The organism is Daeguia caeni, assembly GCF_042653845.1.
GTDB classification, from domain to species: domain Bacteria; phylum Pseudomonadota; class Alphaproteobacteria; order Rhizobiales; family Rhizobiaceae; genus Brucella; species Brucella caeni.
In genome coordinates, this window is record NZ_JBHSEL010000044.1 from 57,535 (window position 1) to 71,908 (window position 14,374).

Consider the following 14,374-nt stretch of genomic DNA (forward strand, 5'->3'; position numbering starts at 1 on the left):
CCCTGCCGCCCTCCTACATGTGCAGAAACAAATGAACGGGGATTGCCATGAATATCGGCGAGGCAGCCAGCGCATCCGGCATATCAGCCAAGATGATCCGTCATTATGAGACAATCGGCCTGATTGAAGCTGCCGGACGCACGGCATCCGGCTACCGCGTTTATGGGCACGATGAGGTGGAAACGCTGCGTTTCATCCGTCGCAGCCGTGATCTTGGCTTTTCCGTTGAGCAGATCCGCACATTATTGTCGCTCTGGCGCGACCGCAACCGCAGCTCGGCCGATGTGAAGCGCGTGGCCCTGCAGCATATTGCCGAGATTGAAGACAGGATGCGCGCCCTTGCCGCGATGGCCGATACGCTGCGCCATCTGGCCGAGACCTGCCAAGGCGATGATCAGCCAGACTGCCCGATCCTGCATCGACTGACGCAGGCCGAACCGGCCTGCTACACAAGACCCGACCGACGCAAGGGCGCGCTGTTGCACAATGAGCTTTAATCACGCCGCCAGCGGGCTTTTGAAGCTGCGCAGACGCAGCGCATTCGTCAGCACAAAGACACTCGACAGCGCCATGGCCGCAGCCGCCAGAATGGGCGACAGAAGCGTGCCGGAAAACGGATAAAGAATGCCTGCCGCAACCGGGATCAGCGCCGTGTTATAGGCGAAGGCCCAGAACAGGTTTTCGCCAATATTGCGCATTGTCGCCTTTGAAATGGCAATGGCATTGACCACGCCGGTGAGTTCGCCCGACATCAGCACCACATCGGCACTTTCAATGGCAATATCCGTGCCGGTGCCAATGGCAATGCCGACATCGGCCACTGCCAGGGCGGGCGCATCATTGATGCCGTCACCGACAAAGGCTATGCGTTTGCCGCTTTCGGCAAACCGCTTCAGCACATCCACCTTGCCATCCGGCAGAACCTCGGCCACGACCTCGTCAATGCCAAGCTTTCTGGCAATGGCTTCCGCCGTGCGGCGATTGTCGCCGCTGACCATCACCACCTTCAGCCCCTGACCATGCAAGGCAGCGATTGCGGCCGGTGTCGTTTCCTTTATGGGATCGGCAACGGTGATGATGGCAGCAAGCCTGCCATCAACCGCCGCATAAAGCGGCGACTGGCCTTCATCGCCAAAACGCCTTGCATCCTCTGCAAAGACTGCCACATCAAGCCCAAGCCTGGCCATATAACGGTCAGCGCCGATGGCCACGTCATGCCCATCCACACGCGCTTTCAGACCATAGCCGGGCAAGGCTTCAAAATCAGCCAATGCGCCCAGCGCAAGCCCCTTTTCTTTCGCGGCAGCAACAATCGCCTCGGCAATCGGATGTTCTGAACGCGCTTCAACGGATGCCACCAGCGCCAGCAATTCATCGGCATCAAAACCATCAGCCACCGAAAAATGCGCCAGTGCCGGCTTGCCCTTGGTCAGTGTGCCGGTCTTGTCGACGGCAACGACCGTGACATCACGCAATGCCTGCAAGGCATCGCCACGGCGAAACAACACGCCCATTTCCGCAGCGCGCCCCGTACCGACCATGATCGAGGTTGGCGTTGCCAGCCCCATGGCGCATGGGCAGGCAATGATGAGCACGGCAATTGCGTTGACCAGCGCATAGCCCAGCATTGCTGTGCCGCCAAGGATGAGCCAGAGCACGAAGGTCAGCGCCGCTGCAACCATGACCGCCGGCACGAACCAGCCGGTGACCTTGTCGACCAGCGCCTGAATCGGCAGCTTGTCGGCCTGCGCATCTTCAACCATGCGGATGATCTGCGCAATGACCATATCGCGGCCAACCTTGGTAGCGCGGAAGGTGAAGGTGCCGGTTCGGTTGATCGTGCCACCGACGACGCTCGCCCCCGCATGTTTCTCAACCGGAACCGGCTCACCGGTGATCATCGATTCATCCACAAAGGATGAACCTTCCATAACCTCACCATCAACCGGCACTTTTTCGCCAGGACGCACCTGAACGAGATCCCCAACGCGCACCTCGTCCAGCGCAACATCAACAGCCACGCCATCGCGCAGAACACGCGCCGTCTTTGCCTGCAGGCCCACCAGACGACTGATCGCGGCACTGGTGCGGCCCTTTGCGCGCGCCTCAAAATAGCGCCCGACCAGGATCAGGGTAACAATAACAACCGCCGCCTCATAATAGACATTGACGGTGCCTGCCGGCAGAATGCCGGGAAGAAAGGTTGCGACAACCGAAAATCCCCATGCGGCAAGCGTGCCAAGAACGACCAGCGAATTCATGTCCGGCCTTGCGCGGAAAAGCGCAGGGATGCCTTTCTTGAAGAAGCCAAGACCGGGGCCAAACAGCGCAAGCGTCGTCAACACGAATTGCAGATACCAGCTGTTTGCCATGCCGATCGTGTCCATGACGAACATATGCATGGCGGAAAAGAGATGCGAGCCCATCTCAAGCACGAAGACGGGCGCGGCGAGAATGGCGGCGACCAGCGCCTTGCGTTTCAGCCCGGCTGCTTCCGCATCACGTCTTTCACTTTGCGTTTCGCCCGAAACAGCCTGTTCATCGCCCAGCGCATGTGCCTCATAGCCGGCATCGGCAACCGCGCTCACCAAGGCTGCAACCGGCACGGCGCCGGTAAATTCAACATGGGCGCGCTCGGTTGCAAGGTTCACGCTTGCCCGCGTCACACCCGCAACAGACTGCAACGCCTTTTCAACCGCGCCAACGCAAGAAGCACAACTCATGCCCTCGACCGCAAGATCGACACTGCCGGACGGCACGTCATAGCCCGCATTGCGAATGGCTTCGATGACGCCCGGCACATCCGGCGTGCCCTTGAAGCGCACACTGGCACGTTCGGTCGCCAGATTGACCGAAACCGAATCCACCTGCGGCAGCCGGGCAATCGCCTTTTCAACCGCCGCAACACAGGACGCACAGCTCATGCCTTCAACCGGAATGGAGGTCGTCATCTGATCGGGCTTTACGGTCGTGTTCATGACAAATCCTTTCGGCGATGCCTGATATCTTATCGCAATCAGCGCATAGTCCTATCAATAAGGCTTCCCACCGTTGGAAGGTCAAGCGGTGTCGTTCCCCGGCGCGATTGCACGCAGCTCCAGCGCGAAGATGCTTCTGGGCCTGACTTCAAACCCTGAGCGGGCCGGACGACTGGCGGATGATGAGTTTATAACCGATCTGGCGTGACGGCTCGGTCTTGCCGCTTTCGATCTGCTGCAACAGCATGTCTGCCGCATCGCGCGTCATTTCAAAGACCGGCTGGCGGACGGTGGTGATCTGCGGTGCAACCATGCTGGCAATGGCGCTGTCGTCAAAGCCGACAACGGTCAGATCATCCGGTACCCTGATGCCATGATTGAAGGCGACCTGCAGGGTAGCGGCAGCCATATCGTCATTGGAGGCAAAGATTGCCGTCGGCCGATCCTTGAGCGTCAACAGCCTTTCACCGGCCACAAGCCCGCTTGCAAAGGAAAACCCGCCTTCGGCGACATAATCCGGATTGGCTTCAATGCCGGTCCCGGCCAGAACCTTGTGATAGGCGGCCAGACGCAACTGCGCCGAACGGTGGCTCAGATCGCCAGTAATGAAGCCAATCTTCCTGTGGCCGAGCGAAAGCAGATAATGCAGCAATTCTTCAGCTGCTGCCATATCATCAATGGTGACGCTGCTATTGGGGTAGACGGCAAGATCGCCCGCAACACGGGCAAAGGGCATGCCCGATTCCATCAGTTCCTTCAGGATGGCCGGATCATCCGACATGGGCGGGGTGACGATGATCCCGTCAAGCCCGGAGGCATGTGCGGTTTCCACCAGTGCACCCAGAATATCCGCACGGCGTTCAACCGGAAAGATCAGCAGGCGATAGCGCGTCTCGCGCAACCGTTCGAGCGCCCCCATCTGCAATTCCGTGACATAGGCAGCGCTGGGATTTTCAAAGAACAGGCCAATCAGATTGGAACGCCGCTCCACCAGATTGCGCGCCGCCGCATTGGGGCGGTAGCGCAATTGCGCGCCTGCTTCCTTCACCCTTTCGCGAATGACATCGCGGACATTCGGCTCACCCTTATAGACACGCGACACCGTCTTGATCGACACGCCCGCCAGACGCGCCACATCATGAATTGTCGCCCTTTTCGCCATTTCTGCCGCCATCAATAACCATCTACCCCCGTACTGGAGGTGTTACTACAGCATCAGCAGCAAAACCGGAAACGCTTTTCAGCAAATACAATGCGCAAAAACAAAAGGATAGAACACCCCGCGTAAAGCCAGCAGGCACGGCACGCAAGGCAGTTGCCGGCCGTCCGGCAGTGCATTGCATTTCGCAGTTGCAGACGGAAAACCGGTGCCACTTTCCCGGAACTGCTTAAGGCAACGAACAAACACGTGAACGGGTGAGGAAACGTACCTCGCGCCCATTGTCGAGCGAGAACATGCCGCCTCGGCCCGGCACCACATCGATGATCAGCTCGGTATGTTTCCACGCCTCATATTGCGGGCCACTGATATAGAACGGTGCGCCGCCGATCTCGCCCAGCTTCACATCCGTATCCGAGATGAGAAATTCGCCCTGCTGATAGCACATCGGCGAGGACCCATCGCAACAGCCGCCGGATTGGTGGAACATGATCGGGCCATATTCGGCCTGAAGTTCCTTGATCAGGGCAAGAGCGGCCTCGGTTGCACTGACCCGGCCAGTATCTAGTTGTTCAGCCACTTTTTCCTCCCTGTTTTCCGTGTGCGGGAACAGTCGGGACGCGCCGCAGCCAGCAGGCGCGCCCCGGACATCACCCCGGATCGATCTCAGAAGAAGCCAAGCTTCTTCGGGCTGTAGCTTACCAGCATGTTCTTGGTCTGCTGGTAGTGCTCAAGCATCTTGAGGTGGTTTTCACGGCCAATGCCGGACTGTTTATAACCGCCAAATGCCGCATGCGCCGGATAGGCGTGGTAGCAGTTGGTCCAGACACGACCGGCCTGGATGCCACGGCCAAAGCGATAGGCACGGTTGCCATCACGTGTCCACACACCCGCGCCAAGGCCATAAAGCGTGTCATTGGCAATCGACAACGCCTCGGCATCGTCCTTGAAGGTGGTGACCGAAACCACCGGCCCAAAGATTTCCTCCTGGAAGATGCGCATCTTGTTGTGGCCCCGGAATACGGTCGGCTTGACATAATAGCCGCCTGCCAGTTCGCCCGGCAGGATGTTGCGTTCGCCGCCGGTCAGGACTTCCGCGCCTTCCTGCTTGCCAATGTCGATATAGCTCAGGATCTTCTCAAGCTGTTCAGTGGAAGCCTGTGCGCCGATCATGGTTGCAGGATCAAGCGGGTCGCCCTGCACGATGGCTTCAACGCGCTTCAGCGCACGTTCCATGAACTTGTCATAGATTTTTTCATGGATCAGCGCGCGGCTTGGGCAGGTGCAGACCTCGCCCTGATTGAGCGCGAACATGACAAAGCCTTCAATCGCCTTGTCGAGATAGTCATCATCTTCCGCCATCACATCCTGGAAGAAGATGTTTGGCGACTTGCCGCCCAGTTCCAGTGTGACCGGGATGAGGTTCTGGCTGGCATATTGCATGATAAGACGGCCAGTCGTCGTCTCACCCGTGAAGGCGATCTTGGCAATGCGCGGGCTGGAGGCCAGTGGCTTGCCGGCCTCAAGGCCAAAGCCATTGACAACATTGACCACGCCGGGCGGCAGGAGATCCGCAATCAGCTCCATCAACACGAGGATGGAAGCCGGTGTCTGTTCAGCCGGCTTCAGCACCACGCAATTGCCGGCGGCAAGGGCTGGCGCCAGTTTCCAGACGGCCATCAGCAGCGGGAAGTTCCATGGGATGATCTGACCGACAACACCAAGCGGCTCATGGAAATGATAGGCGATAGTGTCATGGTCGATTTCGGAAATGCCACCTTCCTGCGCGCGGATCGCGCCGGCAAAATAGCGGAAATGGTCGATTGCCAACGGCAGGTCGGCATGGGTTGTTTCACGGATCGGCTTGCCATTGTCCCAGGTTTCGGCTGTGGCCAGCCTGGCAAGATTGGCTTCCATGCGGTCGGCAATCTTGTTGAGAATGATGGCGCGTTCTGCCGGGCTGGTTCTGCCCCATGCCTCCCTTGCGGCATGGGCGGCATCAAGGGCCGCCTCGACATCAGCGGCCTCAGACCGGGCCACCTCGCACAGAACCTGACCATTGACCGGCGAGGTATTTTCAAAATAACGCCCGGACTTTGGCTCAACCCATTTGCCGCCGATGAAATTGCCATAGCGCTTGGCGAATTCCGGTTTCACCGTTCGGTGAAATTCTACCTTATTCATGACATTTCTCCTCCTGATAGAACGCCGCTCCTCCGGCGTTTATAAGAACAGGATGCCGCGCAGCCGTTCAGATGTCATCCTGCTCGCCCAAGCTGGCAATATCTTCTGTCGCAATATTGAGACAGTTGCATCCGTCATTATGGGCCGCATCGCTGCAGGCGGCAGTCAATGCGCACGTATGATTTTCAGGCGATTGAGCTTGCGATGCATGGTCGCGCGGCTGATGCCCAGCAAGGCCGCCGCCGCCGAAATATTGCCTTCACAACGCGCAAGCGCGCGCATGATGACACTGCGCTCAGAATCGGCCAGATCCTCACGCGGATCGACCTCCTGCCCCAGCAAATCCGCCGCGGGCAGTCCATGACTCAGGGCTTCATCGGTCAGATCAAGCGCAAGCCGCGCTGCGCGCGTTGCGCCGATCACCAGATCATTCCGATCCACCGCAATCAGCGCGCCGCCCGTCCGGTCGGCGCAAGGGGCAAGCATGATGCGCGCATCGGCAAAGACCTGACGGAAATATTCCATCTCGATGCGGCGCGCCGCGTCAACCACAGCCATGGCAATCAGATGAACGAAGGACTCGGTCAGATCAGACCGGCAGGACGATACATCAAGTGCTGCAATCAGCCGGCCCTGATGATCGTGAATGGGCGCAACCGTGCAGGAAAGCCCGATATTGCGCGCATGAAAATGCTGGTCGCGATGGATGGTCAGTGCACGCTGTTCGGCAATGCAGGTGCCAATGCCATTGGTACCTTCGCTTTCCTCACTCCACACAGCACCCGGCCAGAGCCCCCAGCGGTAAAAGGTGGAATCATCGCCCGCCGCCCCGCGCCGCTCCACCGGCACACCATTGCCATCGGCCAGCAGCACACAGCAGCCAACCCCACCAACGGCGAGATAAAGCCTGTCCATACTGCCCTGCGCCACATGAACAAGACGTTCGACACGCTCCCGCGCCTCGCGGAATTCGCGGTCGGACAAGGTTCTTACCGGCCCGGTCGAAGCCGGATCCAGGCCATAATGTTCGGCTGAACGGCGCCACGAAGCAACGAGTGCCGACCGCGCGGCATCACCCATTGCTATGGCGCGCTGAATACGCTCTGCGTGACTTCTTCCCTGCGGCGTGCCCATTTTTCCTCCCAACGGGCTTCTACCCCCCGACAGGATATAATGGACTCTTGTGCCGCCACTGGCAAGCGTGACACAGTATGATATCAGGCCACCGGAACTGTCGCGAAAAAGTCCTGCAATTGCCTTGCCTCGGCTGCAGAAAGCCGCAGCCCAAGCTTGGTGCGCCGCCATAGCACGTCTTCCGCACTGCGCGCCCATTCATGGTCGATGAGATAGCGCAGTTCCGCCTCATAGAGGTCAGCGCCGAAATGCCGGCCGAGATCTTCCAGCTTCCTTGCCTCACCAAGCAGTACGCGCGAGCGCGTGCCATAGAGTTTGAACAGCCGTCTGGCATGCGCCTCGGTCAGGAACGGATAATCCCTGTGCAGCTTCTCGCTTTCGGCAGCGAAAGCCTCAACGGCAAAATCACCGCCGGGCAGCTTTGCCTGATGCGTCCATGGCGCGCCACGCTTGCCCAGCTGATGCTCGATCTTTTCCAGCATATGTTCGGCAAGCTTCCTTGCCGTGGTAAGCTTGCCGCCAAACACGCTGATCAGCGGTGCAGAACCCTTTGACGCATCTTCCTTCAGCACATAGTCACGGGTTGCGGCCTGTGCCTCGGTTGCACCATCATCATAGAGCGGACGCACGCCGGAAAATGTCCAGACAATATCCTCGCGACGCACCGGCTCGCGGAAGTATTCGCTTGCCGCCTCGCAGAGATAATCGATTTCCTCTTCGCTGATGACGACATTTGCCGGATCGCCATGATAATCACGGTCTGTCGTGCCGATCATGGTGAAATCATCTTCATAGGGAATGGCGAAGATGATGCGCTTGTCATTGTTCTGGAAGAAATAGGAGCGCGGCCCGTCAAACTTGCGGCGGATGACAATATGGCTACCCTGGACGAGACGGATATTGTGCAGGTCGCGGTCACCTTCCACCCCTTGCAGCACCTTGTCCACCCATGGACCGGCCGCATTGACAAGCAGGCGGGCGCGCACTTCGTCACGTGCGCCGGTGACGACATTTTCCAGCGTCACCGTCCAGCACGCATGATCGCGGCGAGCGGCGACAACCTTGGTGCGCGTGCGGATCACCGCCCCGCGATCGGCCGCATCGCGTGCGTTAAGCACCACGAAGCGTGCATCATCGACACTGCAGTCGGAATATTCAAACGCCTTGGTAAAGAGCGGCTTCAGCGGTTCTGCCGCCGGGTCTGTACGCATGTCGAGCGTTGCCGTTGCAGGCAGTCTCTTGCGGCCACCCAGATGGTCGTAAAGGAAAAGACCAAGGCGCAGCAGCCATGCCGGGCGCACACCGCCCGGATGATAGGGCAGAACAAAGCGCATCGGATGAATGATGTGCGGTGCCGTTGCCCACAGCACTTCGCGCTCGATCAGTGCCTCGCGCACCAGACGGAATTCATAATATTCAAGATAGCGCAGACCACCATGAATGAGCTTGGTTGCGCGCGAGGAGGTTCCGCTTGCCAGATCATCCATTTCCGCAAGCACAACCGAAAATCCACGCCCGACCGCGTCCCGCGCGATGCCACAGCCATTGATGCCGCCGCCAATTACAAAAATGTCAACAATTTCTTCCTGTGCCATCAAGGACTCCGGGCCATGGCATGCCGCCATGCGCATTCATGATCGAATATGACAGATAATCGAAAGCAAGGTCTTTCGCGCGCGGATTATGTCATAATCCTTATAATAAATACGTTTTGCAGGGCAAATAAGTTGTGAAGGGAAAATGGTCGGAGTGAGAGGATTCGAACCTCCGACCCCCTCGTCCCGAACGAGGTGCGCTACCAGGCTGCGCTACACTCCGCGACCAGATCAAGAGAAGCGGCAAAACCGCGTCTGATGCGCGGCTTATAACGCTCTGATTTCGATGCTGCAAGTATGAAATGCGAATTTTTTGTCACAGGCCCATGGGCTTCACACAGGCGTGACAATCTGTGCCGCCGCAGGCCCGTAAGCGATAAAATGCGAGTTGCAGAATGCCGCAACTCCCTTGCCCGATCCGCGCCCGTAAAACAGCGTGGAGCCATCCGGCCTGACCGTCATGCCGCCTGCCGCGCGCAAGATTGCGTCACCTGCTGCCGTGTCCCATTCCATGGTTGGGCCAAAGCGCGGATAAATATCTGCCTGCCCACGCGCAATCAGGCAGAATTTCAAGGATGAGCCAACCGAAACACAGTGCTCCATATTGTGTCTTTCAAGCCAGGCCGCAGTCTCCGGCGTCTGGTGGGAGCGGCTTGCAACCGCAACAAGCGCGTCTGCCGACCGGCGCACACTGATCGGGCGGCGTTTTGTGATCATATGGTCAGGCGAGGTTTCGACCTCCTCGGCCTGTCCATTGGCTGCAGTGAACAAGAGATTGCGCGCCGGCGCATAAACCACGCCCAGAACAGGAACGCCCTCTTCAATCAGTGCAATATTGACGGTGAAATCGCGGTTGCGCGCCAGAAATTCCCGCGTGCCATCAAGCGGATCAACCAGAACAAAGCGCGCGCCCAGTTTCTCCGGCAGGCGGCCTGCTGCTGCTTCTTCTTCCGCCACCACCGGCACGCCAGGAAGCGCCCTGGCGAGGGCTGCAAGAATGATTCGCTCTGCCGCATGATCTGCATCCGTGACCGGCGACTGATCCGGCTTTGCAAAGACGCCGCATTGACCATCATAAAACTGCATGATGGCGCAGCCAGCCTCCAGGGCAGTCTGTTCCAGAATGGCGGACAGGGTTTCGCCATTCGACTTGTCATTCTCGGAGGCTGACATCTTCATTGCTTATCTAGATGGACCAGGAATCACTGCCATAACTGCCGACAATGCCGCGTTCGGCGAGATACTTCTCTACTTCCGCGACGAGTTCGTCAATGTCGCGTCCCCTGGTTTTCAGATGCAATTCTGGCGATGCAGGGATTTCATAAGGCGAATCGATGCCGGTGAAGCATGTGATCTCTCCCTTGAGCGCCCTGGCATAAAGCCCTTTTGGATCACGCGCGATGCAGTCTTCAAGTGGCGTATCGACAAAGATCTCGATGAATTCCCCTTCGCCGAGACGGGCACGGATACGGTCACGTTCGGCCTGGAAAGGCGAAATGAAGGAGGCAAGCACGATCAGCCCCGCATCCACCATCAGCCTAGCCACCTCGCCGACGCGGCGGATATTTTCTGCCCGGTCTTCTGTCGAAAAGCCGAGATCACTGTTCAGCCCATGGCGGACATTGTCGCCATCAAGCAGATAGGTGTGCTTGCCCAGAGCATGCAGGCGCTGTTCCAGCCGGTTGGCGATTGTCGACTTGCCGGATGCCGAAAGCCCCGTAAACCACAGCACAACCGGCTTCTGGAACTTCTGCGCCGCGCGCGCCTGCTTGTCGAGATCGAAGGCATGCAGATGCACATTGGTTGACTGGCGAAGCGCACTGTCGATCATGCCTGCGCCAATCGTGGCATTGCTGATGCGGTCGATCAGAATGAATGCGCCGGTGACGCGATTGGCAGAATATGGATCAAAGGCGATCGCTTCGACCGTCTGCACATGGCAAAGGCCGACTTCATTGAGATCAAGCCGGTCTGCCGCCTGCCGCGCAAATGTATTCACATCCGTGCGATGCTCGATCCGACTGATCGTCACCGGTGTCTGGTCGGTTTCGGTGCGCAAGAGATAGGAACGCCCCGGCTGCATTGGCTCTTCGCCGAACCAGACAATATGGGCAGCAAAACGGTCGGCCACTTCTGGTCGCGCTTCTGTACCAACCAGAATATTGCCACGGGAAATATCGATCTCGTCTTCCAGCACAAGCGTCACCGCCTCGCCCTCGCTGGCGCGGGGCAGATCGCCATCATAGGTAACAATCCGCTTTACGCGCGACTGCTTGCCGGACCTGGCCACCACCACACTGTCCCCCACGGCAATGGAACCGGAAGCTATCGTGCCGGCAAAGCCGCGGAAATTGAGGTTTGGCCGGTTGACATATTGCACCGGAAAACGGAACGGCCTTGCCACCGCCTCATCATCGATACGCACCGTTTCCAGATGCTCCAGCAGACAGGGCCCCTGATACCAGCCAAGGCGCGGTGAGCGTGCAGTGACATTGTCGCCAAAGCGCGCCGAAAGCGGAATCGCCTGAATGCCGGCAAAGCCGAGGTCCCCGGCAAAGCCCAGATAATCGGCAACGATCCGTTCAAAGACATCCTGCGAGAAATCAACAAGGTCGATCTTGTTGACGGCCAGAACGATATGCCGGATGCTAAGCAGTGAGGCGATGAAGGAATGGCGGCGTGTCTGCGTCTGCACGCCCTGACGCGCATCGACCAGCACCACGGCAAGATCGGCAGTCGAGGCACCGGTTGCCATGTTGCGGGTATATTGCGCATGGCCGGGCGTGTCGGCGACGATGAATTTGCGCCGCGGGGTTGAGAAAAAGCGATAGGCGACATCGATGGTGATGCCCTGTTCGCGCTCGGCCTCCAGCCCATCCACCAGCAGCGCAAAGTCGAAATCATCATCCGTCGTGCCGAATTTGCGGCTGTCATTTCTGAGGGCTGCAAGCTGATCTTCGAAAACCAGCCGGGTGTCATAGAGCAGACGACCAATCAGCGTCGATTTGCCATCATCCACCGATCCGCAAGTGAGAAAGCGCAACAGCGTCTTGCGCTCCTGCTCGGCAATGAAATCGGCAACCCTTGCGCTTTTGCCTTGTGGCTGGATTACGGCATGCATCAGAAGTAGCCCTCGCGTTTCTTCTTTTCCATCGAGCCGGTCTCGTCGCGGTCAATGGCGCGGCCCTGACGCTCGGATGTACGAGCAATCAGCATTTCCTCGACAATGTCGGAAAGGGTGACGGCCTGCGATTCAATCGCACCGGTCAGCGGATAACAGCCGAGCGTGCGAAAACGCACGAGCCGATCTTCCACCTTCTCGCCCGGGCGCAATTGCATGCGCGCATCATCCACCATGATCAGCATGCCATCGCGCTCCACCACCGGACGGCGGGCGGCAAAATAAAGCGGCACGATCGGGATGTTTTCCTGCAGAATATATTGCCAGATATCGAGTTCCGTCCAGTTCGACAGCGGGAAGACGCGGATGGATTCGCCCTGTGCAATGCGCGTGTTATAAATCTTCCACATTTCCGGCCGCTGGTTCTTGGGATCCCAGCCATGCTGGGCATTGCGGAAGGAGAAAATGCGCTCCTTGGCGCGTGATTTTTCTTCATCACGTCGTGCGCCGCCAAAGGCGGCATCAAACTTGTATTTGTCGAGCGCCTGACGCAGCGCCACCGTCTTCATCACATGGGTGTGGACATTCGAGCCATGCGTGAACGGGCCAACGCCCTCACGCACGCCATCCTCATTGACATGGATGAGCAGTTCAAAACCTTTTTCGCGCGCCTGCGCATCGCGAAACTCAATCATCTCGCGGAATTTCCATGTCGTATCAACATGAAGAAAGGGAAACGGCGGTGGGGCCGGATAAAAAGCCTTCATCGCCAGATGCAGCATGACAGAGGAATCCTTGCCCACCGAATAGAGCATGACCGGATTGGCGAAACTTGCCGCCACTTCGCGAAAGATATGGATCGACTCTGCTTCAAGACGCTGCAGATGCGTCAGGTTTTTCGTCAGCAAGGCATGATGCACGACATTACTCCCGGCAAGCAAACAAAACCATGCCGGTCACATGATGGACTTCATCCGGCACGGATCGCCTGGCTCTGCTGAACCAGTTGGCCGTGCATTGTCGTGAATTGCGCACGCGATGGGAAAGAATGCTATCGCCAATTGCATGGAGCTTGCAGGAAAAACTGCCCGCGCCTGCAGCAATTGCGGAACAAACTTGCACAGAGCATAAAAAGTGATTTTTGCGCTTTTTGCCGCAAAATCATACAAAATCTATATGATTTTTGCTTTATAGCGCGAAATTCTGCGTTTCATGCAGTGATCAGCGCGAGATCTTTGCGGCCGGAATAGGTGGAGGGAAATGAAGAACAGGTCCAACGAGCACACCGTCGTGGACGAGAAATAGCCTAGAGCAAACCGAAAGTGCGCGCCTTTGCGACGGCCTGTACCTTGTTCACGGCAACAAGTTTATTAAGGACATTGCTGATGTGAAAATTGACCGTGCGCGTTGAGATATTCAGGATTGCCCCAACGATTTCGGCCGTCTTGCCTTCGCTGGTCCAGCGCAGGATTTCACGTTCACGCGCTGTCAGATTGACTTCAGCGATGCGGCTGATGCCCGGAATGTCAACACGTTCAAACATGGCAAGATGCAGCATGTTGCTGGCCAGCTGCAACTGACGGCGCAGCATCGAGATTTCCCCAGGTGTCAGTGCCGGCTTCTCGCGCAGCAGCGTCAACATGCCGAACACACCCTGGGCGGCCCAGCATGACTGGGTAATGCCGTGTTTCAAACCAAATCTATTTGCATCTGCCCAGATCTGTGGCGCCTCCTCAAAGAGATTTTCCGTCCACACGACAGGCTCGATGCTCTTTATGGCTCGACGGACAAGCGGATCGATTTCTGCATATTTCTGTTTGGTATAATTTTCTGCCCAACCTGCTGGCATGTCTTCATAACGCAACCATTTGACTGTACCGTTCAAGGACGGCACCTGCATGATGTAGGAAACATGCACAAAGCCAAGCTTATGGGCAAACTGCCTGATATGTTCAAATAATTGCTGGTCTGTGTCTGCAGACTGCATGGCTTCATATAATTTTTCCAATTGCATGTAAGACACCCCCATGTCTTGCGTCAGGAACGTGCATCATGACATAGCGGCACAAATGTACTGCATTACAATGCATCACCTGCTGCTACTTACAATTGTTTCATCCTGCCTGAGCCATTACTAGCTCAAACGGGTAAAAATCATAAATAATCACTTGGACTTCGGGGCGGATAAACGACTGCACCGGAC

Annotated in this window: 11 protein-coding genes and 1 tRNA gene; 1 reads left to right on the forward strand and 11 read right to left on the reverse strand. The window is 57.6% G+C overall.

The window, feature by feature from the left end; translation table 11 throughout:
* The first annotated feature begins 47 nt into the window (after nucleotides 1-47).
* Nucleotides 48-497: a Cu(I)-responsive transcriptional regulator gene (gene cueR, locus ACFO1V_RS05340; protein WP_374830183.1), complete on the forward strand. Its 450-nt coding sequence runs from the start codon at nucleotides 48-50 to the stop codon at nucleotides 495-497.
* Here cueR and ACFO1V_RS05345 read toward each other — a convergent pair whose 3' ends face one another.
* From ACFO1V_RS05345 to ACFO1V_RS05395, 11 genes are all read right to left on the reverse strand, one after another.
* Complete coding sequence (locus ACFO1V_RS05345; protein ID WP_374830181.1) at nucleotides 498-2,978, reverse strand: heavy metal translocating P-type ATPase; 2,481 nt, start codon at nucleotides 2,976-2,978, stop codon at nucleotides 498-500.
* Between the two features lie 148 nt (nucleotides 2,979-3,126).
* Nucleotides 3,127-4,152 carry a LacI family DNA-binding transcriptional regulator gene (locus tag ACFO1V_RS05350; RefSeq protein WP_374830179.1) on the reverse strand — a complete coding sequence of 342 codons (1,026 nt, stop codon included), beginning with the start codon at nucleotides 4,150-4,152 and terminating at the stop codon, nucleotides 3,127-3,129.
* A gap of 214 nt (nucleotides 4,153-4,366) precedes the next feature.
* A complete protein-coding gene (locus tag ACFO1V_RS05355; RefSeq protein WP_374830177.1) occupies nucleotides 4,367-4,717 on the reverse strand; it encodes a DUF779 domain-containing protein in 351 nt (116 codons plus the stop codon).
* Between the two features lie 86 nt (nucleotides 4,718-4,803).
* Nucleotides 4,804-6,321, reverse strand: a complete 1,518-nt coding sequence (adh, locus tag ACFO1V_RS05360) for an aldehyde dehydrogenase (protein ID WP_374830175.1) — start codon at nucleotides 6,319-6,321, stop codon at nucleotides 4,804-4,806.
* A 165-nt stretch (nucleotides 6,322-6,486) separates the two neighbouring features.
* A complete protein-coding gene (locus ACFO1V_RS05365) occupies nucleotides 6,487-7,455 on the reverse strand; it encodes a GAF domain-containing protein (RefSeq protein WP_374830173.1) in 969 nt (322 codons plus the stop codon).
* Nucleotides 7,456-7,538: 83 nt separating this feature from the next.
* Complete coding sequence (gene glpD / locus ACFO1V_RS05370) at nucleotides 7,539-9,050, reverse strand: glycerol-3-phosphate dehydrogenase (RefSeq protein ID WP_374830171.1); 1,512 nt, start codon at nucleotides 9,048-9,050, stop codon at nucleotides 7,539-7,541.
* Between the two features lie 146 nt (nucleotides 9,051-9,196).
* A tRNA-Pro gene (locus ACFO1V_RS05375) sits at nucleotides 9,197-9,273 on the reverse strand.
* 110 nt (nucleotides 9,274-9,383) lie between these two features.
* Nucleotides 9,384-10,229 (reverse strand): 3'(2'),5'-bisphosphate nucleotidase CysQ, encoded by an 846-nt coding sequence (gene cysQ, locus ACFO1V_RS05380; RefSeq protein WP_374830169.1) that lies wholly within the window; start codon nucleotides 10,227-10,229, stop codon nucleotides 9,384-9,386.
* Between the two features lie 7 nt (nucleotides 10,230-10,236).
* Nucleotides 10,237-12,171, reverse strand: coding sequence for a sulfate adenylyltransferase subunit CysN (gene cysN / locus ACFO1V_RS05385; RefSeq protein WP_374830167.1), 1,935 nt, complete (start codon nucleotides 12,169-12,171; stop codon nucleotides 10,237-10,239).
* Nucleotides 12,171-13,091, reverse strand: coding sequence for a sulfate adenylyltransferase subunit CysD (cysD, locus tag ACFO1V_RS05390; RefSeq protein ID WP_374830165.1), 921 nt, complete (start codon nucleotides 13,089-13,091; stop codon nucleotides 12,171-12,173). Before cysD ends, cysN begins: the two co-directional genes overlap by 1 nt.
* Before the next feature lie 386 nt (nucleotides 13,092-13,477).
* Complete coding sequence (locus ACFO1V_RS05395) at nucleotides 13,478-14,185, reverse strand: LuxR family transcriptional regulator (protein WP_374830163.1); 708 nt, start codon at nucleotides 14,183-14,185, stop codon at nucleotides 13,478-13,480.
* Between the last annotated feature and the right edge of the window lie 189 nt (nucleotides 14,186-14,374).